This window comes from Yersinia sp. J1, assembly GCF_050586585.1.
GTDB classification, from domain to species: Bacteria; Pseudomonadota; Gammaproteobacteria; order Enterobacterales; family Enterobacteriaceae; genus Yersinia; species Yersinia entomophaga.
The window spans coordinates 649,557-674,674 of the sequence record NZ_JBOBDP010000001.1 but is presented as its reverse complement, the minus strand read 5'-3'; the positions used below and the strand labels follow the sequence as shown (position 1 = coordinate 674,674).

The window sequence follows — 25,118 nt, the reverse complement described above, 5'->3', positions numbered from 1 at the left end:
AATTTCCTCTGTTTATCCTTTATTTATCTAAATTGGCAATTAATATAATAAATCTGCTTATTATCACTTACACTAGACCCTCACTTTTCAATACGGTTAATTCTAAATGGACTATTAATTAGTATTGAAATTATTTACCACTATTTTTTGTAGTGACTTATGGAACAGGATTTTTCATGAGAGTTGTATTACCGCTGGCTTTTTTATTCATTTCGGGTTGCTCACTTCCCCTTCCTCATTTGACCGACAAACAGATCGCTGAATTTGATTCAGATGCATTATGCTCCGCGCTGGGTACTTATAATAACGACGGTAAATCCGTATTACGCTTAACCGCCGAAGTGGAACGTCGAGGCGTCGCGATTAATCAGGAAAAATGCTATCGCATCAGCCATATGGCCATGCAAGCGCCCGTCGACGATACGCTACACGCAAACTGCGATACACGCCCCGCCTATGACATTCCTGGCAAGCAGCCGAGAGTTAAAATAGACGGCAAATGGCACCTGCTGCCGCAATCGCAATTTAACCACTCGCGCCCGCGATGCTCCTTTGGCGGTACGCACGCCTGGCGGCAATATCCAGACCCCAAGTTGCTCCCCGACCGTGACATGCTACGAATCATAAGTGAGTACAAAAAATAACCTGTGGTGATATCCTCGGTTAAGCTATCGTAACCCCGCCAAGTGTTATTAATTGGATCAGCTAATCTCGGGGTTTGTAGATAAAAGGAGAGTTATCAATCCGGTGCGGTAATCCTTCCCCGCACCGCTTCCCCAGAATTACCGTGCAATTAAAACTATTTGCAGGTTATATTTCATTGATTGTAGTAATCTAACCAGGTTGAGTTTTTCTGAGACAAGTGACGCCGTTGCCGAAACGTAGCCCCCTTTCTCAGCCAAATTCCTGTTTCTTGCCGCTTCTGTCACCTGGACGTTGTATCTCTGCTATGCAAAAATTTCTGTTTTTATTACTCAGCCTGATTCTATTAGGCCCACTGGGTATCGACCTTTACCTGCCCACTATTCCCGCTATTGCCAAAGGCCTGAATAGCAGCGAATCACTAATTCAATCCACCATAGCGCTGTTTATTCTGGTTTTGGGCGTCGGGCAACTGATCGCAGGTCCATTGGTGGATAAATATGGCCGCAAACCTATCGCCATCATCGGAATTCTGCTGTATATGCTGGGTGCCGCAATGGCCGCGCTAGCGACTACGCCAACGATGTTTGTCGCCTCGCGCCTGCTACAGGGAACCGCCGTATGTTGCACCGCCGTGGTGGCATTTAGCGGCGTGCGCGATCGTTTAAATGGTAACGAGGCCGCCCGAGCCTTTGGTTTTTTAAATGGCACCTTGAATATCGTCCCGGCGCTGGCGCCTTTGTTAGGCGGCCTGTTAGCCGAAGCCTTCGGCTGGCGCGCCCCCTTCTGGTTCTTGGTGCTATACGCCGTTCTGGTACTGATATTGGTGGTATTTTTCCTACCAGAGACCCGCCCAGCGGGAACCCAGTCGGTTAAAGGCTTACCGTTCAAAAACTATTTGCGTATTTTGCGTGACGATCGTTTTCTGGTCTTTGCGCTGGTGAACGCGGGTGCGATGGGAATGGCGCTGACTTATGTGTCTCTGGCTCCTAACGTATTGATGGGCGAGGCTAATCTCACACCGCTCCAGTTCTCACTGGCTTTCGGCGCCAACGGGTTCTGGATTATGTTTGTGAGTTTCTTTGCCAATAGGATCATTCAAAAAGTGGGCCGTCCAGCCTGTCTGATGACCGGTAGTCTGCTCATGGCTTTGGGGTGTGTAGGCTTATTATTTGGCGTAACACAATTAAGTGCGGAAATGCAGAATAGCTGGCCGACTTACATGTTGCCGGTCGCCAGTGCCTGCGCCGGTCTGGCCTTTATGATGGGCCCGGCGACCAGCTATGCCTTGGAACCTTACGCCAATGAAGCCGGTGTGGCCTCTGCTCTGGTCGGTTTTGTGCAAATGGCCGGCGGTGCCGCCTTGGGTCTGATCGCTATGTCATTACCCATTCAGCCTAAGCTTTCGCTGGCGTTGGTGATGTTAACCGGCTGTTTATTGGCGTGGATTGCCCGCAGTGCCAGCAAGCGGATGCCGACCATCATCAAGAAAATTGCCTGATAATGATTGCGGATCGCTCTGTCGATCCGCTTTCGCGGAATGAGTTGGATGACGTGAACTCGTCGGGTAATAAATGGTATGGATAATTAATCTTAGAGGATCATTGATAACCCGCTAAATCAGCCGTTATTTTACTCTGCCCTAATGTTTATCCTACGTTAGCACTTACTTTGTAATAACCTCAGTGCCAGCCTTGCCAAGGCTGCTTTCCGCCAATAATGACAAAACACCCTTTCCCCCCCTTGGGGACGCGGTTGTATCATTGGTTGCACAAATTCCTGCGCCCAGTCAGGCAAATCAAATCTAGGCTCATTTTCTCCACTTGAAAATTTTCGAATGATTTCGCGACAATGTCCTTCGCAGGATAAAATTGCTTCGACTTTTTCCTGTCCCTCCAGAGTGGCAGAAAAAGCGACAATACGTTGACCCTCTAGGCTGCGTTGTCCCGTTCTCCAACAGTATCCTACTATCCTCCGCCCCTGTGCCTGCCAGTCAAAATGCAAATAGCCATGATGAGGATTTTCTGCTCCCGCAGCCCAACTCAACGTCCCGAAGCGATAACGTAAATGACGAACTCGGTGCCCGTTAATCTCTAATAGACAACCTTTATTCGTACCAACCGAAGCCAGCAGGCAAAATAGAGTTCGGGGCGCTTCACTGCAATAAACGCCATTCCACGGATATAAATAAGTATCAATCTGATGATCGATATCTGGAATAAAGCGATTCCAGTCGATGCAATAATCCGCCAAGACTGAGATTATTCTGTCGCAGTTTGGCTGAGACCTATTTAATAGGTAATGGATAACAGCCATCATGACTTTCTTACGAGTGAATAGCGCATAGATAAACCCGCGGTTATCTGACGCGGATATGAGACCCGCCCGATATTGCTGTTCTTCCTGGTTTGGCTCTATTACACCACCGATAGTCCGCAACGTAACTCGATGCCGCTCCCGTCGCGCCAGTGAAATAGCGCACTGGACTGCTGGATCGGTGGCCTTTGGATCGCAATGATAGATAACCAAGACCCGATACCCCCGGCGTACGTAATACAACATGGCTTCGGTCATCTGCATATAAATGATATAGCGGGATTGGCTATTATTATACAGAACATTGAGATCGTAACCGTCCGGCCGCCTGTTTTTCATCCATAGCTGAGTTATCGGATGGAGCAAGCAATAAAATAGATAATCTGCATTTTCAATTAATACATTAACGCCAGAGGGAAATACAATGGCTTCGGCACCCGTTCTGATAATCATCAACTCACCGGAGGTTTCTTTGGTATTTTTCACCTTGCTATCCAGCCGAAAATCATCGGCTGCCATGTTACGCTCCAGCGTTTCCCATGCGCGGCTGTGCGCCATACGGGATAAATCAGAGGTAATCAGACCCACGAGTTGGCGCATCATATTTCCTCGCTAAAACTGTCTCGGTTAGCCGATAGAAAGATCGTCGATAATATTGATCAACAATAGTTTTCCCTAGTATTGAAAATAAACAATCAAACCCCGATGCTACCGCAGTGATAATATTGAATACAGACAAAGCATGAGCTGAGAGATAGATATTAATGACAGGATGAGTATTCTTGTCTGATTCATTCTCAACTGGAGTGAATCTATTCTGGCAACTGACATAATACTCTCCTATTCGATTTCATTTATTCTCAGAATATAAAATCATGCGGATGATCAGCAGTTCAACCACTATAAATAAATCAGATGAGGTGGCAATAATAAAAACCGAAGGGAGAATAACGATATAAATGGGTTTTATAACCACTATTCACATGTCGCCATATCAACAAATTAATGAAATGAGATCAAAATAAAGAAGGCATATCTGGATAAAGATACGCCTTCAGGATAGGTTTCGGAATATCGGAATTTTCAAGCTTAACTCTCGATTTTCACCGGCACTCTGGGAGCCAAAGCGCACATCAATTCGTAGCCCACGGTTCCCGCAGCGGCGGCAACGTCGTCAATCGGCAGATTTTTCCCCCACAATTCAACCTTGCTACCTGTTACGGCCTGTGGACAAAGGGTTAAATCCACCATCATCATATCCATTGATATAGTGCCCAAGGTTCGAGTCATAACGCCCTCAACCCATGCCGGAGTACCCGTTGGCGCATGACGCGGATAGCCGTCGGCATAGCCGCAAGCCACGACGCCAATACGCTGAGCATCGCTGGCCTGATAGCGGCTGCCATAGCCCACGCCATGGCCCTTGCTCAAATCCTGAACGGCGATGATTTCACTACACAAACTCATTGTCGGTTGCAAACCGGTGTCCGCAATATCTGCCGTCCTACCACTCGGGGACGCCCCGTATAAAATAATACCCGGCCGTACCCAATCTCGATGAGTTTGACTGTGCCAAAGCGTCGCGGCGGAATTGGCAAAACTGCGCGGAGCAGGAATATTGGCACTGGCATCGCTGATGTCATTAAACTGCTGCGCCACGCCGGTAGGATTATCCGCATTAGCAAAATGACTCATTAACGTAATTTGATCGATATTGGCAATGCTTTTCGCCCATTGCCAGACCGTCTCAGCCTGACGAACCGGAAAACCTAAGCGGTTCATTCCGCTGTTCAGTTTAAGATAAACATTAAGTGGTGCACTTAACCGCGCTCGTTGAATAGCGTCTAATTGCCAATCACTGTGTATCGTCGTCGTCAGACGATAATGATCCAACAACGTCAAATCCTGCGGTTGAAAGAACCCTTCCAGCAATAGAATTGGCCCTTTCCAACCCTTCTCACGCAGTAAAACTGCTTCATTGAGATCCAATAATGCAAACCCATCGGTAGCGGATAAACTTTCCCACACTCTGCTCAGGCCGTGACCGTAAGCATTGGCTTTAACCACTGACCATACTTTTGACTGAGGAGCACAATTTCTGATGACATTAAGATTATTATCAAAGGCAGACAAATGCAGCGTGGCAGATATCGGGCGAGGCATGCGCGTTCCTTTTTACTTTACCGGGTTTGTCGGGCTTTTAATTGTTACCGGATTATTTATTCTATGAAATAACGCGCACATCAAGAGGCCGATATTACCCAGCCGCTTGTTGTGCAATATTTGAAAATTAGCGAATCGAACGCGCCGCGTACAGACTGCCATGATTCGCGGAATGGAATCCCGGACTATAACGAGCAACCGCTAAATCATCGGCGTCAATGGCGGTCTGACGGCCAGAAATGATATCGGCCAGTAGTTGCCCTGAGCCGCAGGCCATTGTCCAGCCCAGAGTGCCGTGGCCGGTATTCAGATAGAGATTTTTCAGCGTCGTCCGCCCTACCACCGGCGTACCGTCAGGCGTCATTGGACGCAACCCGGTCCAGAATGTGGCGTGTTCAACTTTGCCCCCATCCGGATACAAATCCTGCACCACCATTTCCAGCGTTTCCCGACGGGCCTGTTCCAATTGGGTATTAAAACCCACAATCTCCGCCATACCACCGACGCGAATACGATCGTCAAATCGGGTAATTGCAATCTTATAAGTTTCATCCAACACGGTAGAAAATGGCGCAGAATCCGGATCGGTAATTGGAATAGTCAGCGAGTAACCCTTTAGCGGATATACCGGAATAGACACTAAACCCTGTAGTAATGACGTGGAATAAGAGCCAAATGCCACGACATAAGCATCTCCCTTGATCACGTCATTGCCGCAAAGTACACCAGCGATTTGATTACCGTCCACCAGCAATTTATCTACCGAGCGGTTAAAAATAAATTTCACTCCGGCGGCTTCAGCCATTTTCGCCAATTGCTCGGTAAATAAACGGCAATCGCCGGTTTCGTCGTTAGGTAAACGTAATCCGCCGGTCAGTTTATGAGACACTTTGGACAAGGCTGGCTCTATGGTCGCTAATTTATCAGCGGTTAATAATTGATAAGGTACGCCCGCATCCTCCAATACCGCCATATCTTTTGCAGCATTATCAAACTGTTGCTGAGTCCGGAACAATTGCAAGGTTCCACCCTGACGGCCTTCGTATTGGATTCCGGTATCTTCGCGCAGATCTTTCAGGCAATCCCGACTGTATTCGGCCAGCCGAACCATGCGGCTTTTATTGGTCATATAATGGGAAGTACTACAATTTTTCAGCATCTGCCACATCCAGCGTAACTGGAAGCTGCTGCCATCTAATCGGATGGCCAGCGGAGCATGGCGTTGGAACATCCATTTAATGGCTTTCAACGGTACGCCCGGAGCTGCCCAAGGCGCGGCATAGCCGGGGGAAATTTGCCCCGCGTTACCTGCGCTGGTTTCCTGAGCCGGGCCAGATTGGCGGTCAATGACCGTTACCTCATGGCCTGCTTTTGCTAGGTACCAGGCGCTGGCCACCCCCACCACTCCACTTCCCAAAATGATAATACGCATACCTTAACTCCGCCGATAATACATAAAGCATAATATTCTGCTGACAGAAAATTAACTTAGTGTAAAAAACTAGCCAACAATTTGATCGTGGGTTGTGATTCTGCTCACAGTTATTTTATATTTTAATCTTATTGTTTTTCAAGTGATTTACATTATTGGCGATAAGATTCGGTTTGAACATCATAAACAGGTGTATATCTCAATAAATTCATTAAGTTAGCTGTTTATAGTCCAAATAATCCACAACTTGAACAAGATGACTTTGACGATATTTAATTCTTATAAATTGCCATTGATGCAGAATAAAATATTGCCAAATAGAAGAATAAGATGATGCTCCCAGCGCGGAAAAAATAAACTATATTGACATAAGGTCTTGCCGTGCTTCAGTTTGTTCAGATTGAGCTAGGATTATGCAAGGGACAGGTATTTGGCCAGATGTTAAAACCGTGAGGGTGCGCTGATGACAACTTCAACTGAAAAAACGGGCGCGCAAGATAAGCGTCTGACTGACGGACCAGACTGGACTTTCGAATTACTACAGGTTTACCTCGATCAGATCGATCGGGTCGCCAAACATTATCGATTGGATACCTATCCGCATCAAATCGAGGTGATCACCTCTGAGCAAATGATGGATGCTTATTCAAGTATTGGTATGCCAATAAATTATACCCATTGGTCGTTTGGCAAAAAATTTATCGAAACGGAACAGAAATATAAACAAGGCCAGCAGGGTCTGGCCTATGAAATAGTGATTAACTCCAACCCTTGCATCGCCTATCTGATGGAAGAAAACACAATTACGATGCAGGCACTGGTCATGGCTCACGCGTGCTATGGGCATAATTCCTTCTTTAAAAATAACTATCTTTTCCGAACCTGGACTGACGCCAGCTCCATTGTCGATTACCTGCTGTTTGCCCGCCATTACATCAGTGAATGTGAAGAACGCTACGGTGTAGAAGAAGTGGAACGACTGCTCGATTCCTGCCATGCGCTGATGAACTACGGCGTTGACCGTTATAAACGCCCGCAAAAAATTTCGCTACAGGAAGAAAAAGCTCGGCAGAAAAGTCGGGAGGAATATCTGCAAAGCCAGGTCAACTCCCTATGGAAAACCCTGCCGCGCATTGCTCGAGAAGAAACCCAGGCTGAAGCGCTACGCTATCCAAGTGAACCCCAGGAAAATATTCTCTATTTTATGGAGAAAAATGCCCCATTACTGGAGTCCTGGCAGCGGGAAATCCTGCGCATCGTACGCAAAATCAGCCAATATTTTTATCCGCAAAAACAGACTCAGGTGATGAATGAAGGTTGGGCCACTTTCTGGCATTACACTATTTTAAACCACCTGTATGACGAAGGTCGGGTCAGCGATCGGTTTATGATGGAATTCCTGCACAGTCATACCAACGTGGTGTACCAACCCGCCTATAACAGCCCTTATTACAGTGGGATAAACCCTTATGCGCTGGGTTTTGCCATGTTTCAGGACATCAAGCGCATCTGTATGTCGCCAACGGAAGAAGATCGCTACTGGTTCCCGGGTATTGCCGGTTCTGATTGGTTAGATACGTTACATTTCGCCATGCGTGATTTTAAAGACGAAAGTTTTATTAGCCAGTTTTTGTCGCCCAAAGTCATGCGCGATTTTCGTTTATTTACCGTACTGGATGACGATAAAAATAATTATCTGGAAATCTCGGCGATTCATAATGAAGAGGGTTATCGGGCTATTCGCAATGAGCTGTCTGCTCAATACAATCTGAGTAACCATGAACCAAATATTCAGGTTTGGAATGTCAATTTGCGCGGCGACCGCTCACTGACCTTACGCTATATTCCGCAGGATCGAGCTCCGCTGGATAAAAGTCGTCGAGAAGTGATGAAACATATCCATCGCCTCTGGGGATTTGACGTACACATTGAACAGTTGAATGAGGATGGCAGCACCGAACTGCTGGAAAGCACGCCACCACGTGAAAGCAAATTGTAACCTTTGCCTTCGTCTGATGCGGTTTTATCGAGAATACCGTTTATCAGATAGTAAAAAGGGCCAAATGGCCCTTTTTCATTGTCATTTGCCGTTCTAGCGGCGCGCTTCAGCCAGATCGCTCGGCATTGTGCCTTGCATACTGTGCCAGATCGCCCCGCTTTCTTTCCCGTAGTTACGCAAACATTCCATAACCTGGTCGTATGATTTATTTTCGCACAGGCTAGCTAACTGGCTATAAAAGTTCAGCGCTAGCTTACGGGCTTCCGGGTTAGAGAAATAATAACGACCAACGCGAGTATAAAGACCTTTTAGTCCGTTCAGGATTAGCCCGTAAATCGGATTACCGGAAGCAAATGCCAGACCGCGGAAAATGCCGTAGTCCAAAGCAGTGAAAGCTTCTGCGTGATCTTCTACCTCTGACGCTTTCGCCAGTATATCCAATGCTTGATCGGGATGTTGGCGGAACGCAGTCCGCACAAAAATCGAAGCGATATTGGTTCGAACAGCGAGTAAATTATCTATCAATTGAGGGACGCTATCGTGGTCCAGGCGAGCCAGTGTTTCAAGAATATTAAGGCCCGACGTCTCCCAAAAATTGTTTACTTTTGTAGGCTTACCATGCTGAATGGTGAGCCAGCCATCGCGAGCAAGACGTTGCAATACTTCCCGCAAGGTCGTTCTGGTTACCCCGATGAGTTCTGAAAGTTCACGCTCCGCGGGCAAAATAGATCCTGGAGGGAAGCGATTATTCCAAATACTTTCAATAATGTACTCTTCCGCGAAACCGGCAGGACTTTGCGCCTTTATAACCATGTGTGTGACGTTCCGTAGCGATATTTTTCAGCAATTTAATAGAGCTTATCATACCAGACGCGCCGTGTATGATATAGCGTCGCAGCAGAACAATTGGTGAAAGCGGTCATAAAATGGCAAAAATCGCGCCAACTTCACGCTACTAGTCATATTTTTACACTCTTTAAATCGCTTGCTCAAAGCACGCCGTAAGCTTGATTATTAACTGAACCATAGAAAAATTAAGGGGATAATGACACACAATGGATATGACCAATCGACAGGCTCTAATCAAGAACTTTCTGGGCAACTCACCAGACTGGTACAAAATAGCCATTATCGGTTTTCTGATAATAAACCCTCTCGTCTTTTTCTTCGTCAGTCCCTTTGTCGCGGGATGGATGCTGGTCGTTGAGTTTATTTTTACCTTAGCGATGGCGTTAAAATGCTACCCGTTGCAGCCTGGCGGTTTATTGGCGATTCAAGCAATTATTATTGGGATGACCAGTCCGCATCAGGTTGCGGAGGAAATTGCTAATAATCTCGAAGTGCTGCTGCTATTAATCTTTATGGTGGCCGGTATCTATTTTATGAAACAGCTGCTGTTATTTGTCTTTACCAAGCTGCTGCTGAATATTCGGTCTAAAATCATTCTGTCTTTGGCTTTCTGTCTGGCCTCCGCCTTCCTCTCTGCATTTCTCGATGCACTAACGGTTATCGCCGTGGTTATCAGCGTATCCGTCGGTTTTTATACTATTTATCACCACGTTGCCTCCAATCATAGCGATAAGGACGTCAACGATGACAGCTGGATAGATTCGCAGGAAAACCGTAAGACACTGGAGCAGTTCCGCGCCTTTTTACGCAGCCTGATGATGCATGCCGGTGTCGGTACTGCGCTGGGTGGCGTAATGACGATGGTTGGCGAACCACAAAATCTGATCATTGCCAAAAGCGCTGGCTGGCATTTCTTCGATTTCTTTATTCGCATGCTTCCGGTCACTTTGCCTGTATTTGTTTGCGGTTTATTGGTCTGTCTGCTGGTTGAGCGTTTTAAACTGTTCGGCTACGGTGCAGAATTGCCGGATCGTGTGCGCCAGATTTTGAAAGAATACGATCAGCAAACCTCCGCCAAACGCACGCGTCAGGAAAAAATGAAATTAATCATTCAGGCGTTAATTGGCGTTTGGTTGGTTGTAGCGTTGGCATTACATTTGGCTGAAGTGGGTCTGATTGGATTGTCCGTTATTATTCTGGCCACGTCGTTGTGCGGCGTTACCAACGAACATGCACTGGGCAAAGCATTTCAGGAAGCCTTGCCTTTTACCGCGTTATTGACGGTATTTTTTGCCGTGGTGGCGGTAATTATTGAACAGCATCTGTTTACGCCGATTATCCAGTTTGTCCTACAGTCGTCGCCATCGGCGCAACTGTCGCTGTTTTATCTGTTTAACGGTTTGCTCTCTTCCGTATCTGATAATGTTTTTGTCGGCACCGTTTATATTAACGAGGCTCGTAGCGCCTTCGAACAGGGTGCTATTTCCCTACAGCAGTTCGAACTACTGGCGGTGGCCATTAATACCGGCACCAATTTACCTTCCGTTGCTACGCCTAACGGACAGGCCGCATTCTTATTCCTGCTGACTTCCGCGCTGGCTCCGCTTATTCGTTTATCCTACGGAAGAATGGTGTATATGGCACTGCCCTATACCATTGTCATGACGTTGGTTGGTCTTCTATGCGTTGAGTTTGCATTAGTTCCTATGACCGAATTAATGATTCAATCGGGCCTGATAGCCGTGCCGCAAATTGACCCAGGCGCACTGGTTACACACTGATTCCTTGCATTCTGACCTCAGCCAGCCCTACACTTTTATACTAAAGGGCTGGCTTAAAATGCCATTAACATCATCAAAGATGAATTTTTATCCGTTAAATCGTGGTCTAAGCGATAAACAGATGATTTTCGCTTAAACTTGTCGCCGGATAGCTGGCAGCAATGATGAATTGGTTTACACTGCCACTACAATTGCTTACTGCATGGAATATAAAGATATGTTGCAATTTCTTAACCGTTGCTCCCAAGGGCGCGGTGCTTGGCTTTTAATGGCTTTGACTGCACTTCTGCTTGAGCTGGCCGCACTCTATTTTCAACACATCATGCTATTACAGCCATGTGTAATGTGCATTTATGAACGCTGTGCGTTGTTTGGTATTCTTGGTGCTTCGCTGCTTGGCGCTATTGCGCCCAAATCGCCATTACGCTATTTAGCGATTGCATTGTGGATATACAGTGCCTGGAAGGGCGTGCAATTAGCGTGGGAACATACCATGTTCCAACTTCACCCTTCCCCATTTGCCACCTGCGATTTCTTTGTTAATTTCCCGTCCTGGTTGCCACTAGACAAATGGCTGCCTTCTGTATTCCTGGCCAGTGGCGATTGCTCAGTGAGACAGTGGCAATTCTTATCTCTTGAGATGCCTCAGTGGCTAGTCGTTATATTTTCCGCCTACCTTGTGGTTGCTATTCTGGTTCTTATTAGTCAATTTGTTAAGCCGAAAAGACGTGACCTGTTTGGCCGATAAATAACAAACTCCTAATCTTAAAAAGGTGCTGAAAGGCACCTTTTTTTATTTGCATAATAGCTATAATTATCCAATCTCAGAGAAATAGCCAGAATCAAGTACATTAATAACCTACCCGTCAATATAAGTTCCGTTAAAAATGAAATGAAGTAAAAAATTTTGGACTAAACTTATCTATTTAACTATTATCAGCGACAAAAAAACTGCCATTACCTACCAGTAAGACTAACCAGGCTATATAAGTGCGTTATGACAACTTTATAAACAGGAAAACACTGGGAGATTAAGATGTCTTGCCTCAAAAAAAATGGGGTCGCCATATCTGTATTTATTGTCATTGTGATTGTGAATATTCTTTACCTCTATATGGGTAATAACCTGCTAAAAGATACCGCCCGGTTCGGTGCCAGAACGGCCGAACTGACGGATAAAACTATACCAGCACTTGCGGCCTGCAGGAGCTTTATTACTGATACCGTGCAATTAAGGCAGTTGCAGCTTCAACTGGTTAATGCTCACGATGATAAAGCTGTTGAGGAGGTACGGAAAGAAACAAATGAGTTAATAATAAGAATAGAAAATACTTTCTATATGTATAGTAAAACCTTGCCAGAGAGCAATAACAGGCAGGATCTTGACGAGGCGTATCATGCCTGGCTGCGTTATATTAGCCTAAGTGAAAAAGCAGTTTCGCTGTATCAAAACGGATATATTAATGAAGCGAGAAATATTCTTTTCAACGATGCACTTAGCCATTTTATCGATTTTGAACTCCGAAACATGCGACTCTTGAAATACAGCAGTGAGCAGTTATCCGAGGCGAAAATGGCCATCTCGGAGGTAGATAAAAGCGCCAAGATATTATTCTGTTTTGGGCTTGGATTCAGCTTACTTCTGCAACTGACCTATTTGGTCATTATATTCAAACAGATTATAACCAATAAGAGAGCAATTAGAGAAGCTAATATAGACCCGTTAACACATTTATTCAATCGGCGTAAATTAGCGAAAGATTGGAAGGTCATCCACTCGCAGAACAAACCCATTACTCTGGCTGCCGGCGATATCGATCATTTTAAGAAGATCAATGATACCTACGGGCATCCTGTGGGTGACTTTATACTTTGCGAGTTGGCTAATATGTTCAAAAAGAATAGCCGAAAATCAGATATGGTGATACGCATTGGCGGTGAGGAGTTTGCCATGGTCTTTTTCAACTGTCATGTGGAGAACGCTTATCAGCGAATTGAAAAAATCAGGAAAGAGGTCGAAGAGACAATTTTCACTCCAGCAAGCGGGGATAATATTAAACTCACCCTTTCATTTGGGCTAAAACAGCTAAGTACGGATACACCAACATTAGATTCGCTACTAAAAGCCGCAGATAATAATCTCTATAAGGCCAAAAACGCTGGAAGGAATCAAACCGTTTATTAATCGTTATAACGACAGCCCCTGTATGGGGAACAGGGGCTGCTTACCCTTTCTACACAGAGAAAACGTAAGACTCTAACGGTATCACTTGCAGTAAAACTTAGGCCTTAAGACTTTTACAGGTGAAATTCAATGTTTTCTCACCGTTGTTCAAATCTAGATAAATAGGCGTGGTGGAGATATTCAACGCAGCGTGAAAAGTGCTGTTATCAACAGTACGTTGAAAAAGCAGACGTTCGCCATTGGCGTCATTTTTAATTTCGGTGAATTTGAAAATAGCACCGTCAATGGTTAGTTGTTGGTTAAGGCCATCCAGCAAACTCTCTGACTTTAACCCCGATTCAGTTAAACACTGTAAACGCATCAGCGGAGATGCCAATACTGAGGCAGAGAATGTACCTATGACCATCGCTAATCCGAAGGTAAACAACACTAATTTATTTTTTTTCATGGCATTCAACTTATCATTTTAATCTTACCTGCATTATGTCATATCCAGTCAAGCAGGTAAAAAATGTCACTGGTTTAATTGCATTAAATCAATATCCTGATGCTGTCGATTCCCGCTCCCCTAACGGACTAGGGTTTTTACCTGGGCAGACGTAGAATAGTCGCCATGTTCATTCACCTTTAGATTGAACAACACATTGGAGCGCTAAAATGAGACGTACAACCATGATTATGATCGCCGTGGCAATCCTGGTCTTTTTGTTCTCTTATTTCACCGAATCTTGAGTAACTCGGAGCCGCTCTCATTTTGCGGTCAAACAGAGACGAGCAGAGTTTATTGCTCAGAACCCCAGATTCACATTGCATAAGAGACGACTATGAAGCATTCAACGCTGCGGCGCTCGCTGCTACTTGCAGGTATCACCCTTCCATTGGCCAATCTGGCATTCCCCTCATGGGCGAAATCTGCCGGCCAGCCATTATCTGAACAATTGACAGCCCTTGAGGAAAAAGCTCAAGGTCGTTTGGGCGTTTCGCTGATTAATATCCAAAGCGGTAAAGAACTTCAATATCGTGGCAATGAAGCTTTCCCATTCTGTAGCACCTTTAAGCTGGTACTGGCGGCAGCAATATTGCGCCAAAGTATGTCTCAACCTGCTTTGCTGGAAAAACATATCACGTATTCTGAGGCCGACCTGCTTTCCTATGCGCCGATAGCTCGCGAAAATTTGGGAAAAGGCATGACGATAGCTGCACTTTGCGCCGCAGCGCTGCAATATAGCGATAACACTGCTGCGAATTTATTAATTCAGCAACTTGGCGGATTAGAAGGTGTGAATAAGTTTACCCAGAGCCTCGGAGATACTGCATTTCGTCTGGATCGCTGGGAACCTGAATTAAACAGCGCTATTCCTGGTGATCCTCGTGATACCACAACGCCAAGCTCAATGGCGGCGTTAGTGAAAAAAATACAGTTCGGCGATGGATTAGCGCCAGCCCAGCAGCAACAGTTGGCTCAATGGTTAAAAGGAAATACTACGGGAAATGCCAGCATTCGCGCCGGTGTTCCAGCAGACTGGCTCGTGGGTGATAAAACCGGCAGCGGTGATTACGGGACAACCAATGACGTGGCCGTACTTTGGCCGCCAACGGGAGCACCGTTAATTCTCGCAGTATATTTTACCCAACATAAGAAAGATGCAGAATCACGACGGGATGTTCTGGCTGAAGCAACGCGAATAATTTTAGCCCAGTATAACTCTTAAATAGCAGCTAACGATATTATGACTTCCCCTGCGGTTTCCACACAGAAATAACAGGGGAATATTCTCGAATTAAACAATGTTTGATTTGTTGAATCGTGTTGAACCTACTGACCCTCACATATAGTGACAAATAAAAAATCTCATTTAAAATTTACCAAATACTAGTTGCGAATGATATTCGATGAATTAATCAGTAGATAGTTACGCCCCTAAATAACATTTTATTGCCTGATAAGAATCATATTTTTATATGTCAGCATCGACCTTGCCGACTGGTGGTTTCACAATACGATAGAGAGATAAAGCCGCCTTTGCTATTTGCCCCAAAATATTGTGACCAACACCAGAAAAAGATGCCTGACGAGATCCTTGCAGTTTAAAAACTCTCGTTCTATGGAGCATACATTTACTCCTAATTTATTCTTACCCAAATACCTATTACCTTGATCTTAAGTTGATTAGCCTGAGTTTGAACGTTAGAAAAAATCCCTTAGCAGCTTCACCGGGATGGCCGCCGTGTTGGTACTCAACCCACTGGCTGGCTGGCTGGCTGGCTGGCTGGCTGGCTGGCTGGCTGGCTGGCAATATTTTCCGCTTGATCCACACCAATTAGAATATTTTCATTTTTCGAACTTTGCATCATGAAAGGCATACCATACCGTTTCACCTCAGGAGCAGTAATCATGAACCACCGCTGTACTCACATTAAATTTATCATTAAGCTTTAAACTTAAACTTAAACTTAAACTTAAACTTAAACTTAAACTTAAACTTAAACTTAAACTTAAACTTAAACTTAAACTTAAACTTAAACTTAAAGTGAATATTGTTACTTTAATGGAAAAATATCAAACGCAAGTTTTATTTTTGTATAAATATAATAAAGACCAATAAGAAGTGCATTTCAAATGATGAGTGAAAACAAGCAATGATAAGGCTACCCCCCTCCTCACGATGGCTACGCAGCAAGAAGAAATAACCTAGATCTATATATGATAATAACCTTGGATTTTAATGACAATAAACCACTGGCGCACCCGGTTTTTTAAAAGAAAACAATTCTTTTCATCAATTGACTACCTGGCCCAGCTAGGCTTATTTAAAATATGGTCCTGCCAGTCGATAACTTCGCTTTCACGCACGGCAATATGGCGTACAGAAATACGTTCACCGTGCATTGCGGCTTTGGAACCGGTTAATAGCGGATGCCAATCGGGTAATTGTTTGCCCTCACCCACCAATCGATAGGCGCAGGTATGCGGAAGCCAATCAAAGGTCACCAGATTTTCGCGGGTTAATTTGATGCAGTCTTCTTCATATTCAAAGCGACGCTCATAGTTACGGCATTGACAGGTTTTGATATTTAGCTGATTGCAGGCAACATTAGTGAAATATATTTCGTCGGTGTCTTCGTCAATCAGTTTGTTTAAACAACATTGACCGCAGCCGTCGCACAGAGATTCCCATTCTGCGTCTGACATTTCGGCCAGCGTTTTTTGTTGCCAAAAAGGAAGTTGTGACATATCGGTATCCGGTGTAAGTAAGTGATGGCGGGTCGTTATAGACGCTTTAGAGCGAAGATGCAAGCCTCGCCAGCCCAAGCGGGCCGGGGCAGCGAGCAAATCATTAGATAATACGAGTGTTTAGCCTTTTATCATTCAGAGCAATTTGTAACATATCCCCTGAATTTAGCGGCCCTACGCCCTGCGGCGTTCCCGTCAGCACAATATCTCCGGCTCGCAGGGTAAAGAAACGCGTAATATAACTAATCAGAGGCAGAATTGGCGTAATCATATCTTCGGTATTGCCCCGTTGGCGAACTTCACCGTTGATCATTAAAGACAGTTCGGCATGTTGCGCGTCACCAAACTCTGCCACAGGAATAAAACCGGATATAGGGCAAGAACCGTCAAAAGCTTTGGCTTTCTCCCACGGTTGACCGGCTTTTTTAAAACCCATTTGCAAGTCACGCAGCGTTAAATCCAGCGCTACACCGTAACCGGCTATTGCGCGAGCAACCCGATCTTCATTGGCCTGTTTTAGTGGGGTTCCAATTAATACCGCCAATTCCACTTCGTGATGAACGCCGCCCAACCCTTTTGGAATAGCAACCGGTTGACGAATATCGCACAGCGCGGTTTCAGGTTTAATAAACAACACTGGCTCAACGGGTACTGCGCTGCCCATTTCTTTAATATGATCTGCATAATTGCTGCCGACGCACACCACTTTATTTACCGGGAAATCAAGTAAGGCTCCCTGCCAGTCTCTATGTTGATACATGTTGCTTCTCCTGAAATCATCTACAGATAAACTCTAGAGTACATCGACAGTTAATCCCAATCGGGTCATCAATATTTCGCTCTGCTAACGTACAATACCATCAGCCATCATACCTATACTGAGTGCGAAATAGTAAGAGCGATTCCAATGCATGATAGTTCTAAAGTTATCATAAACTAGGAATGTTCGACCTTGCATATTATCTGGTGTAATAACCCAGGCTCGTAATGCAGGATAACTGAACGCCTTTTTATTCAGCGGTAATACGCCCATTCGCTGCCACTCAGCCAAAGTGCGCACCTGCTCATTTTTCAAACCCACATATTGCGATTTGAAATTCGCCGGCAACAGAACCTCCCGCCCCCAGCTTTCCCCTGTTTTCCAGCCTTCTTTAGACAGATAATTGGCCGTTGAGGCAAAAACATCATCGACGTTGGTCCAAATATCGATCTTTCCGTCATCGTCGCCATCAACCGCATAATTCAGGAAAGAGGATGGCATAAACTGATTCTGCCCCATGGCTCCGGCCCAGGAACCTTTTAGCTTTTGGTTACCGACATGCCCTTGCTGAATAATATTCAGGGCAGCCATGAGTTCCTTGGTAAAAAATGCTTCGCGCCGCCCTTCAAAAGCGAGTGTAGCTAGCGCCGAAATGACATCCTCTTTCCCCTGAATTTTACCGAAGCCACTTTCCATTCCCCATAGCGCCACAATATAGCGCTCAGGTACTCCGTAGCGGGCGCTAGCTCGGGCTAACTGAGGTTTATAACGGCGATGAAACAGTTTTCCCTGTTTGATTTTCTGCGCGGGCAATGTCCGCTGTAGATAATCATCCAACGTCACTTTCTTTTCTAACTGATTGCGATCGGATTTGATCACTCGGTCAACAAAATGAATGTCAGCAAACGCCTGATCTAAGGTCGCCTGAGTGATTCCCTGTGAGCGAGCCTGGATTTTAAGTTGTTCGACATAAGCGTGGAATTCAGCGGGATCGCGGCCTTGCTGCGCCGGCGTGGTGACGGTTGTCGACCTATTTGCGACCTTCGCCGAATCTGGCGTCACTGCCGGAGCAGCTGTAGCCGAATGTAACCCGCCACTCAAAACGGCCGAAGCGAACAACATTGTCAGTAACGAAACCCTCATCACCCACTTCCTTTGGTTATTTACTGGCAATACTTTGAGGCAGCCAATCAATTTAATCCGATAGGGGGAAAAAACCTGCGAAATACCCGGCGCAGCAAAGGCTGGCATCCGGGCTTCTCATCGGGGTGGAGAATTAGGCTTTATCCGTCCCTAAATGCATTTTTAGCAGGCTTTCTGGCGGTGGCGGAACTTGCAGATAGAAACCCTGCTCAATCAACGCAGTTTTTACTTTCTCAATATCTGCGGTAGCCAATTTTTTTCGCTCTGAAAGAGACAACATCATGGAAAACTGGGGTTGACCAAAGCTGGCCAGTAATTCAGGAGGAACCCGGGAGAAATCGTCTTTTTTTTCAATATAGAGGTAAGTTTGATCCCGTTTAGGGCTTCGATAAATCACACAATGCATGTTTTTAGCTCTACTCAAGTGGTCAATAACGTCCTGTATAAGCCGTGGACTATACCACGCCTGTATCAGAAAAAGTGACTTTAGCCCTTGAGCCAGCGGCCGTCAAATCAGGGTTGCCGTTGCTTTTTTACACGGTGGATAACCACATTGGGTTGCTGAAAATTGGCAATATTCCCAGATAATTAAACGTCACCGAACTCAGCCTATGGCTACATAGACGGGTTTCAATTGTTATAAGAAACGATTTTTCTGTTCCATTATGTTGTAGTGGCAATCCCGCATCCACCGGGCAACCGTCTTCAATGAAGGGAGAGTCATCGCAGAGAAAGCGCCGATACCCCTTTCTCTGTCCCCCTCCCATTCGCCCAAGAGTTGTAATCCCCGCTCGTAGCTTGCCAAATCACTCACATTGGCATTAACAGGGATATAAGCGACTCCGCTGAACAGAATTAAGTAAAGATAGATTCCCTTCATTATTCTCTCCTAATCCAACGCGTGGTGATAATTTCAAGACTACCACTCTCTATTACCGGCTATTACTCACTAATCCTTAAATAATAGGGATCTCGTCGCTATCTTTAGTGGGCGCACTGCTTCATCTAAAGTGGAAAAGGCGGAGAAGCGCCATGCCTGCCAGCACTAAACTCGCTATCAGTCACGGCAGTTTCATTTCCCCAAACCCGCTCCATCACCACGTCCGAGATCTACGTCGGCGAACTGTGATCTTTATCGCAGATAATTCGCCCAATTAACTCGCTATTGGACTCAAGGCTGACAATAAATGCTCAGATTGATCTGAAATTATATGAATTGAAGATTTTATTATTACTAAAATACAACCGGAAAAACTTCTATTGAAAAAACATCAATGGGATAAATAGACAGAACTGACTCAGCCACATTACTTTCTGTCTATTTTACATACAAGACAAACACCGGTGAATTTGATTTGGTACCGGATCAATTATCACATAAAACGACCAGTAACAGAGATATATAGCCGAGGTGGGCTAGCGAATACGCCAAAGTTGTGCTGTAATTTCCAATCGAATTTTAATAAATGTTGCTGAAGGGTTTCGATATATTGATACGGATAGATTTATCTTTATATTACCTATAACATGCATAGGTACATCGGAATATCGTACCCCGAATGGTATTCCGGGGATTTAACGTAGCTGAAACTGAGTCAGGATAGATGTCACAATCGCCAATTGAGTTAAAAGGCAGTAGTTTTACCCTATCGGTAGTGCATTTACATCATGCACAGCCGGAGGTAATTCGTCAGGCTTTGCAGGAAAAAGTGGAACAAGCTCCCGCTTTTCTGAAAAACGCCCCTGTTGTTCTTAATGTTGCTACGTTACCTAACGATGCTAACTTCAGAGATGTTCAGCAGGCTGTCACTTCAGCGGGCCTTCGTATTGTTGGCGTCAGCGGCTGTCGGGATGAACGACAAAAACGTGCGATTGCTCGAGCGGGTTTGCCATTACTGAATGAAGGTAAAGGCCAAAAGATGGCTCCCGAGCCAGTAAGCCCACCGGAAAATGCCCCCGTTAAGACGCGTATCATTAATACTCCTGTCCGTTCCGGCCAACAGATTTATGCCCGTAATTGTGATTTGATTGTTATCAGCAGTGTCAGTGCCGGTGCAGAACTTATTGCAGACGGCAATATTCATATCTATGGAATGATGCGAGGGCGTGCTTTAGCTGGCGCTTCTGGCGATGCTCAGTGTCAGATTTTTTGCACACATCTGAGCGCTGAGCTAGTCTCTATTGCAGGGCAATATTGGTTAAGTGACCAGATTCCAAGCGATTATTTTGGCCAGGCCGCACGTCTTCATCTGTTGGATAATGCTTTAACCATACAACCTCTAAATTAAGCCCTTTTAACAAGGAATCCATTTCATGGCACGCATTATTGTTGTTACATCGGGTAAAGGGGGCGTTGGCAAGACCACTTCAAGTGCGGCCATTGCGACCGGCTTGGCCCAAAAAGGTAAGAAAACCGTGGTCATCGATTTTGATATCGGCCTGCGTAACCTTGATTTGATTATGGGATGTGAGCGTCGAGTTGTTTATGATTTTGTTAACGTCATTCAAGGTGATGCCACCCTGAATCAGGCGCTGATAAAAGATAAACGCACGGATAATCTCTATATTCTACCCGCATCACAAACTCGTGATAAAGATGCTCTGACCGTTGAAGGCGTTGAGAAAATCCTGAACGACCTTGGCGATATGAATTTTGACTTTGTGGTTTGTGATTCTCCTGCCGGTATCGAAAGCGGGGCGTTAATGGCCCTTTACTTTGCCGATGAAGCAGTCATTACCACTAACCCGGAAGTCTCTTCCGTTCGCGATTCCGACCGTATTTTGGGTATTTTATCCTCAAAATCTCGTCGTGCCGAACGTGGCGAAGAGCCGATTAAAGAACACCTGCTGCTGACCCGTTATAACCCAGGCCGGGTGAGTCGCGGTGACATGCTGAGCATGGAGGACGTCCTGGAAATCCTTAGGATCCCGCTGGTTGGCGTTATCCCAGAAGACCAATCCGTATTGCGCGCTTCTAACCAAGGCGAGCCGGTTATTCTGGATAAAGAGTCAGATGCGGGTAAAGCATATGACGATACCGTTGATCGTTTACTAGGAGAAGAACGCCCATTCCGCTTCATTGAAGAAGAGAAGAAGGGCTTCCTGAAACGCCTTTTTGGGGGATAAACCATGGCCTTGTTAGACTTTTTTCTGTCCCGCAAAAAACCGACAGCCAATATAGCCAAGGAACGGCTGCAAATTATCGTCGCTGAGCGTCGTCGTGGGGACAGTGAGCCCCATTATTTGCCTGATCTTAAGCGCGATATATTGGCGGTGATTTGTAAATATATTCAGATCGATCCGGAAATGCTACACGTTCAGTTTGAGCAGAAAGGTGACGATATTTCGGTGTTAGAACTTAACGTGACATTACCGGAAACGGAAGAAACACCTAAATGACATCGTCGCATTAATTACCCCCTGTATTTATTTACAGGGGGTAATTGAGTTTTCCTGGCTGTATATAAACACAGTGAAAAGAAGTTACTGCGGAAATGAGTTTCGTCATTTCTGGCAAAAAAAGTCTTAATAGCTTGATGGATTATTGATACCGCTAAATAAATAAAATCCTACCGCGTATAAAATATTCAGAGCAGAAGAGAGTTCCCCTGCCCTTAAATAGGATTAATACTGTTTAAGTATTTCTTCCAATTCACTACCTAACAAATCACCGCGCCATCCGGCTAATAACTCAGGACGAATTTCAATCGGCTTGAGTTTCCAATGCCAATTCAATAACTGATTAATTTGCCGACGTGAAGCCAAAAGCTCACTGCTTAATCCACTGCGCTCGCTCACGGCCTGAATCAATGCTTTAATATCTTTAAAGACTTTTTTGTAACCCGGCTGGTCGATAAGGTTGGCGACCAAAGGTGGCAACTGATCTTCCGGCACTGCATTACCTTCAGCCACCAGCGCCAGCAAAGTGCGCCCGTGGTAGCGAATTTCCTGACCGCTTAAGCCCAGAGAATCCAGTTCACCGAGTGACGTAGGTTGATAGCGAGCAACCTGCCACAGATTTTCCTCTCTGACCACAAAGTTGACCGCCAAATCACGCTCGCGCGCCTGACGTAAACGCCACGACGCCAGTTTTTGCAAACATGCCAACTGACGACCTCGTAACTGCCAGGCGTTAGTTATCTCACGATAAGCCAGCTCAGGATCTACCGTTTCACTGCGACGGCGACACAGCAGCAGGCATTCGTCCTGCGCGGCATCCATACGCCCCGCCGCCAATGTGGCATCCACCAGCTTTTTTGCCATAGGCAATAGATAGAAAACATCGGCCGCCGCATAATCGCACTGTTTCTCAGTTAATGGACGAGCCAGCCAATCGGTGCGGGACTCACTTTTATCCAATTCGACGCCTTCCAGTTCTGCCACCAGCGTCGCAAAACCGCAGGAAAGCGTTTTACCCGTAAAGGCAGCTAATACCTGAGTATCAATCATTGGCGTAGGTAATTGCTGAAATGCATTAAGAAAGACTTCAAGATCTTCACTGCCCGCGTGCAGAAACTTCACCACCGACTCGTCTTTCAGCAACTCGCGAAAGGGCTGCCATTCGGTGATCGGCAAAGGGTCGATCAGTGAAAGTTGTTCACCGTCAAACAGTTGAATCAGGCCCAACTGAGGATAGTAGGTACGCGTTCTGACAAATTCTGTATCCAAAGCCACCTGGGTATGGTTACGAGCTTGCTCGCAGACTTGCTGCAACGCAGCGTCGGTAGTGATCAACTGATAATTCAAAACATCATTCTCTTGGTCGTTAGCCTATGACAGACACAACAACGCCGGTATTGACCGGCGTTGTTGATGATGAGCCTGTAACGAAGCCTATTAAGCAGCGTTTTTGCTACTCTCCTTAACAGGTTCATCACGCAGTTCTCTGCGCAATATTTTGCCTACGTTTGATTTCGGCAATTCGTCACGGAACTCGACAATTTTCGGTACTTTATAACCGGTAAGATAGCGGCGGCAATGGGTCAGCAATTCGTCTCGGCTCAGAGACGGGTCTTTTCTTACCACGAAAACTTTCACCGTTTCGCCGGAAACCTCATTAGGCACACCGATCACCGCAGACTCCAGTACTTTAGGGTGCAACGCTACCACATCTTCGATTTCATTAGGATAAACGTTGAATCCAGAAACCAGAATCATATCTTTTTTACGATCGACAATACGCAAGAAGCCGATATCATCGATAGTGGCAATATCTCCGGTGGCCAACCAACCGTCTTTTAAGACTTCGTCAGTGGCTTCCGGCCGCTGCCAGTAGCCTAACATAACTTGCGGCCCGCGCACCCATAGTTCCCCCGGCATACCGGTTTCAACATCCTGCCCGTTATCATCAATCAGGCGAACATCGGTAGAAGGCACCGGCAGACCAATACTGCCACTGTAATGTTTTAAATCATAGGGATTACCTGTGACCAAAGGTGAACACTCCGTCAGGCCGTAGCCCTCCAGCAAGTGCCTGCCCGTCAGTTTTTCCCATTTTTCCGCAACGGCTTTCTGTACCGGCATCCCCCCTCCGACAGAAAGTCGCAAAGTGGAAAAATCAAGTTTGTTGAATTCTTCGTTATTCAGTAACGCATTAAACAAGGTATTCACCCCGGTCATCGCGGTAAAGGGATAACGGCTGAGCTCTTTCACCGTTCCCGGAATATCTCGAGGATTGGTGATTAACAGGCTGCGCCCGCCCAGCTCGATAAATAGCAGGCAGTTCATCGTCAGAGCAAAGATGTGGTACAGCGGCAACGCCGTTACCACTAAATCTTGCCCAGGCTGTAGCAACGGCGCATAGGCCGCTTTAGCCTGTTCAAGGTTAGATTGCATATTCCGGTGGGTTAGCATCGCGCCTTTAGCCACGCCGGTAGTGCCACCAGTGTATTGCAGGAAAGCCAAATCGGTATTGAGCACGTCCGGTTTGACATATTGCAGGCGACGGCCTTTTTGCAATACGGTACGGAAAGAAATGGCGTCAGGTAAGTGATATTTCGGCACCAAACGCTTGATATATTTCACCACAAAGTTGACCAATGTGCCTTTCGCTGCGGAAAGCTGATCGCCCATGCGGGTCAAAATAACGTGTTTAATCTGTGTGTTGAAGACAACTTTTTCCAATGTATGAGCAAAATTGGAAACAATCACGATTGCTGCTGCGCCGCTGTCGTTCAGTTGGTGTTCCAGCTCGCGGGGCGTGTACAGCGGATTGACGTTCACCACCACCATTCCAGCCCGTAAAATACCAAACAAAGCTATGGGATACTGCAACAGGTTCGGCATCATCAACGCCACGCGGTCGCCCTTCTTCAACCCCAAACCATTTTGCAAATAGGCAGCAAAAGCGCGGCTACGCTCTTCCAATTTACGGAAAGTCATGACTTCACCCATGTTGATAAATGCAGGCTGATCCGCATAACGCAGCGCCGCATTCTCAAACATTTCCACCAGAGAAGAGTAACGATCCGGATCAATTTCCGCTGGAACATCCGCCGGGTAACGTTTTAGCCATGCTTTTTCCAAGGTAGCACTCCTGAAATCATTGTTGATTATCATATCTTCACCCAAATCCACCTCAGGACTTTAACAATATTTTAACTCAGCGTACCAG

Annotated in this window: 24 protein-coding genes; 10 read left to right on the top strand and 14 right to left on the bottom strand. The window is 45.8% G+C overall.

Annotation, left to right across the window (positions count from 1 at the left end; translation table 11 throughout):
- The first annotated feature begins 176 nt into the window (after positions 1-176).
- Both ACQ4OC_RS02885 and ACQ4OC_RS02880 read left to right on the top strand, forming a co-directional pair.
- Positions 177-644 (top strand): hypothetical protein, encoded by a 468-nt coding sequence (locus ACQ4OC_RS02885; RefSeq protein ID WP_064513541.1) that lies wholly within the window; start codon positions 177-179, stop codon positions 642-644.
- Between the two features lie 305 nt (positions 645-949).
- Positions 950-2,143 (top strand): multidrug effflux MFS transporter, encoded by a 1,194-nt coding sequence (locus ACQ4OC_RS02880; RefSeq protein ID WP_120805431.1) that lies wholly within the window; start codon positions 950-952, stop codon positions 2,141-2,143.
- A gap of 158 nt (positions 2,144-2,301) precedes the next feature.
- On the opposite strand, the gene ACQ4OC_RS02875 is transcribed toward ACQ4OC_RS02880, so the two are convergent.
- The 3 genes from ACQ4OC_RS02875 to ACQ4OC_RS02865 form a co-directional block, all read right to left on the bottom strand.
- A complete protein-coding gene (locus ACQ4OC_RS02875; protein WP_128821860.1) occupies positions 2,302-3,561 on the bottom strand; it encodes a hypothetical protein in 1,260 nt (419 codons plus the stop codon).
- 486 nt (positions 3,562-4,047) lie between these two features.
- A complete protein-coding gene (gene dadX, locus ACQ4OC_RS02870) occupies positions 4,048-5,121 on the bottom strand; it encodes a catabolic alanine racemase DadX (RefSeq protein ID WP_064513535.1) in 1,074 nt (357 codons plus the stop codon).
- 127 nt (positions 5,122-5,248) lie between these two features.
- On the bottom strand, positions 5,249-6,553 hold the full coding sequence (locus tag ACQ4OC_RS02865) for a D-amino acid dehydrogenase (protein ID WP_120805427.1): 1,305 nt from the start codon (positions 6,551-6,553) through the stop codon (positions 5,249-5,251).
- A 463-nt stretch (positions 6,554-7,016) separates the two neighbouring features.
- Between ACQ4OC_RS02865 and ACQ4OC_RS02860 the strand changes: the two genes are divergently transcribed.
- Complete coding sequence (locus ACQ4OC_RS02860; protein WP_064513532.1) at positions 7,017-8,552, top strand: SpoVR family protein; 1,536 nt, start codon at positions 7,017-7,019, stop codon at positions 8,550-8,552.
- Positions 8,553-8,645: 93 nt separating this feature from the next.
- On the opposite strand, the gene fadR is transcribed toward ACQ4OC_RS02860, so the two are convergent.
- Positions 8,646-9,365 (bottom strand): fatty acid metabolism transcriptional regulator FadR, encoded by a 720-nt coding sequence (fadR, locus tag ACQ4OC_RS02855; RefSeq protein ID WP_064513530.1) that lies wholly within the window; start codon positions 9,363-9,365, stop codon positions 8,646-8,648.
- A gap of 242 nt (positions 9,366-9,607) precedes the next feature.
- On the opposite strand from fadR, the gene nhaB reads away from it, so the two are divergent.
- The 3 genes from nhaB to ACQ4OC_RS02840 all read left to right on the top strand — a co-directional run bounded on the left by nhaB (position 9,608) and on the right by ACQ4OC_RS02840 (position 13,367).
- The gene (nhaB, locus tag ACQ4OC_RS02850; RefSeq protein WP_430970915.1) at positions 9,608-11,182 is read left to right on the top strand and encodes a sodium/proton antiporter NhaB; all 1,575 of its coding nucleotides are present in this window, start codon (positions 9,608-9,610) and stop codon (positions 11,180-11,182) included.
- Between the two features lie 217 nt (positions 11,183-11,399).
- Positions 11,400-11,930 carry a disulfide bond formation protein DsbB gene (gene dsbB / locus ACQ4OC_RS02845; RefSeq protein WP_064513527.1) on the top strand — a complete coding sequence of 177 codons (531 nt, stop codon included), beginning with the start codon at positions 11,400-11,402 and terminating at the stop codon, positions 11,928-11,930.
- A gap of 288 nt (positions 11,931-12,218) precedes the next feature.
- Positions 12,219-13,367, top strand: coding sequence for a GGDEF domain-containing protein (locus ACQ4OC_RS02840; protein WP_430970914.1), 1,149 nt, complete (start codon positions 12,219-12,221; stop codon positions 13,365-13,367).
- Between the two features lie 97 nt (positions 13,368-13,464).
- Here ACQ4OC_RS02840 and ACQ4OC_RS02835 read toward each other — a convergent pair whose 3' ends face one another.
- Positions 13,465-13,815, bottom strand: a complete 351-nt coding sequence (locus tag ACQ4OC_RS02835; RefSeq protein ID WP_064513522.1) for a hypothetical protein — start codon at positions 13,813-13,815, stop codon at positions 13,465-13,467.
- Positions 13,816-14,191: 376 nt separating this feature from the next.
- Here ACQ4OC_RS02835 and bla point away from each other — a divergent pair, with 376 nt between their 5' ends.
- Positions 14,192-15,079, top strand: coding sequence for a class A beta-lactamase (gene bla, locus ACQ4OC_RS02830; RefSeq protein ID WP_064513520.1), 888 nt, complete (start codon positions 14,192-14,194; stop codon positions 15,077-15,079).
- A 246-nt stretch (positions 15,080-15,325) separates the two neighbouring features.
- On the opposite strand, the gene ACQ4OC_RS02825 is transcribed toward bla, so the two are convergent.
- From ACQ4OC_RS02825 to ACQ4OC_RS02795, 7 genes are all read right to left on the bottom strand, one after another.
- Complete coding sequence (locus ACQ4OC_RS02825) at positions 15,326-15,481, bottom strand: hypothetical protein (RefSeq protein WP_158513757.1); 156 nt, start codon at positions 15,479-15,481, stop codon at positions 15,326-15,328.
- 124 nt (positions 15,482-15,605) lie between these two features.
- Positions 15,606-15,764, bottom strand: a complete 159-nt coding sequence (locus tag ACQ4OC_RS02820; RefSeq protein ID WP_430970913.1) for a hypothetical protein — start codon at positions 15,762-15,764, stop codon at positions 15,606-15,608.
- 391 nt (positions 15,765-16,155) lie between these two features.
- The gene (locus ACQ4OC_RS02815; RefSeq protein ID WP_064513516.1) at positions 16,156-16,602 is read right to left on the bottom strand and encodes a YcgN family cysteine cluster protein; all 447 of its coding nucleotides are present in this window, start codon (positions 16,600-16,602) and stop codon (positions 16,156-16,158) included.
- Between the two features lie 103 nt (positions 16,603-16,705).
- A complete protein-coding gene (locus ACQ4OC_RS02810) occupies positions 16,706-17,362 on the bottom strand; it encodes a fumarylacetoacetate hydrolase family protein (protein ID WP_064513514.1) in 657 nt (218 codons plus the stop codon).
- Between the two features lie 84 nt (positions 17,363-17,446).
- Positions 17,447-18,505 (bottom strand): lytic murein transglycosylase, encoded by a 1,059-nt coding sequence (locus ACQ4OC_RS02805; protein WP_064513512.1) that lies wholly within the window; start codon positions 18,503-18,505, stop codon positions 17,447-17,449.
- Between the two features lie 133 nt (positions 18,506-18,638).
- The gene (locus ACQ4OC_RS02800) at positions 18,639-18,911 is read right to left on the bottom strand and encodes a YcgL domain-containing protein (RefSeq protein WP_049597707.1); all 273 of its coding nucleotides are present in this window, start codon (positions 18,909-18,911) and stop codon (positions 18,639-18,641) included.
- Positions 18,912-19,142: 231 nt separating this feature from the next.
- On the bottom strand, positions 19,143-19,385 hold the full coding sequence (locus ACQ4OC_RS02795) for a hypothetical protein (RefSeq protein ID WP_064513510.1): 243 nt from the start codon (positions 19,383-19,385) through the stop codon (positions 19,143-19,145).
- Positions 19,386-20,109: 724 nt separating this feature from the next.
- Between ACQ4OC_RS02795 and minC the strand changes: the two genes are divergently transcribed.
- From minC to minE, 3 genes are read left to right on the top strand one after another with little or no spacing between them, the layout of a single operon-like run.
- Positions 20,110-20,793 carry a septum site-determining protein MinC gene (minC, locus tag ACQ4OC_RS02790; protein ID WP_064513509.1) on the top strand — a complete coding sequence of 228 codons (684 nt, stop codon included), beginning with the start codon at positions 20,110-20,112 and terminating at the stop codon, positions 20,791-20,793.
- Between the two features lie 25 nt (positions 20,794-20,818).
- Positions 20,819-21,631 carry a septum site-determining protein MinD gene (gene minD / locus ACQ4OC_RS02785; protein ID WP_049597704.1) on the top strand — a complete coding sequence of 271 codons (813 nt, stop codon included), beginning with the start codon at positions 20,819-20,821 and terminating at the stop codon, positions 21,629-21,631.
- Positions 21,632-21,634: 3 nt separating this feature from the next.
- The gene (minE, locus tag ACQ4OC_RS02780; RefSeq protein WP_002211180.1) at positions 21,635-21,904 is read left to right on the top strand and encodes a cell division topological specificity factor MinE; all 270 of its coding nucleotides are present in this window, start codon (positions 21,635-21,637) and stop codon (positions 21,902-21,904) included.
- Between the two features lie 225 nt (positions 21,905-22,129).
- On the opposite strand, the gene rnd is transcribed toward minE, so the two are convergent.
- Together rnd and fadD are read right to left on the bottom strand one after the other, a co-directional pair.
- Positions 22,130-23,251, bottom strand: coding sequence for a ribonuclease D (gene rnd / locus ACQ4OC_RS02775; protein WP_064513507.1), 1,122 nt, complete (start codon positions 23,249-23,251; stop codon positions 22,130-22,132).
- Positions 23,252-23,341: 90 nt separating this feature from the next.
- Positions 23,342-25,030, bottom strand: coding sequence for a long-chain-fatty-acid--CoA ligase FadD (gene fadD, locus ACQ4OC_RS02770; RefSeq protein WP_064513505.1), 1,689 nt, complete (start codon positions 25,028-25,030; stop codon positions 23,342-23,344).
- Positions 25,031-25,118 lie beyond the last annotated feature (88 nt).

Bases quoted from the DNA above. Each gene is read 5' to 3' on its own strand.
- ACQ4OC_RS02885 (WP_064513541.1), top strand. From the start codon at position 177: ATGAGAGTTGTATTACCGCTGGCTTTTTTATTCATTTCGGGTTGCTCA.
- ACQ4OC_RS02880 (WP_120805431.1), top strand. From the start codon at position 950: ATGCAAAAATTTCTGTTTTTATTACTCAGCCTGATTCTATTAGGCCCA.
- ACQ4OC_RS02875 (WP_128821860.1), bottom strand. From the start codon at position 3,561: ATGATGCGCCAACTCGTGGGTCTGATTACCTCTGATTTATCCCGTATG.
- dadX (WP_064513535.1), bottom strand. From the start codon at position 5,121: ATGCCTCGCCCGATATCTGCCACGCTGCATTTGTCTGCCTTTGATAAT.
- ACQ4OC_RS02865 (WP_120805427.1), bottom strand. From the start codon at position 6,553: ATGCGTATTATCATTTTGGGAAGTGGAGTGGTGGGGGTGGCCAGCGCC.
- ACQ4OC_RS02860 (WP_064513532.1), top strand. From the start codon at position 7,017: ATGACAACTTCAACTGAAAAAACGGGCGCGCAAGATAAGCGTCTGACT.
- fadR (WP_064513530.1), bottom strand. From the start codon at position 9,365: ATGGTTATAAAGGCGCAAAGTCCTGCCGGTTTCGCGGAAGAGTACATT.
- nhaB (WP_430970915.1), top strand. From the start codon at position 9,608: ATGGATATGACCAATCGACAGGCTCTAATCAAGAACTTTCTGGGCAAC.
- dsbB (WP_064513527.1), top strand. From the start codon at position 11,400: ATGTTGCAATTTCTTAACCGTTGCTCCCAAGGGCGCGGTGCTTGGCTT.
- ACQ4OC_RS02840 (WP_430970914.1), top strand. From the start codon at position 12,219: ATGTCTTGCCTCAAAAAAAATGGGGTCGCCATATCTGTATTTATTGTC.
- ACQ4OC_RS02835 (WP_064513522.1), bottom strand. From the start codon at position 13,815: ATGAAAAAAAATAAATTAGTGTTGTTTACCTTCGGATTAGCGATGGTC.
- bla (WP_064513520.1), top strand. From the start codon at position 14,192: ATGAAGCATTCAACGCTGCGGCGCTCGCTGCTACTTGCAGGTATCACC.
- ACQ4OC_RS02825 (WP_158513757.1), bottom strand. From the start codon at position 15,481: ATGCTCCATAGAACGAGAGTTTTTAAACTGCAAGGATCTCGTCAGGCA.
- ACQ4OC_RS02820 (WP_430970913.1), bottom strand. From the start codon at position 15,764: ATGATTACTGCTCCTGAGGTGAAACGGTATGGTATGCCTTTCATGATG.
- ACQ4OC_RS02815 (WP_064513516.1), bottom strand. From the start codon at position 16,602: ATGTCACAACTTCCTTTTTGGCAACAAAAAACGCTGGCCGAAATGTCA.
- ACQ4OC_RS02810 (WP_064513514.1), bottom strand. From the start codon at position 17,362: ATGTATCAACATAGAGACTGGCAGGGAGCCTTACTTGATTTCCCGGTA.
- ACQ4OC_RS02805 (WP_064513512.1), bottom strand. From the start codon at position 18,505: ATGAGGGTTTCGTTACTGACAATGTTGTTCGCTTCGGCCGTTTTGAGT.
- ACQ4OC_RS02800 (WP_049597707.1), bottom strand. From the start codon at position 18,911: ATGCATTGTGTGATTTATCGAAGCCCTAAACGGGATCAAACTTACCTC.
- ACQ4OC_RS02795 (WP_064513510.1), bottom strand. From the start codon at position 19,385: ATGAAGGGAATCTATCTTTACTTAATTCTGTTCAGCGGAGTCGCTTAT.
- minC (WP_064513509.1), top strand. From the start codon at position 20,110: ATGTCACAATCGCCAATTGAGTTAAAAGGCAGTAGTTTTACCCTATCG.
- minD (WP_049597704.1), top strand. From the start codon at position 20,819: ATGGCACGCATTATTGTTGTTACATCGGGTAAAGGGGGCGTTGGCAAG.
- minE (WP_002211180.1), top strand. From the start codon at position 21,635: ATGGCCTTGTTAGACTTTTTTCTGTCCCGCAAAAAACCGACAGCCAAT.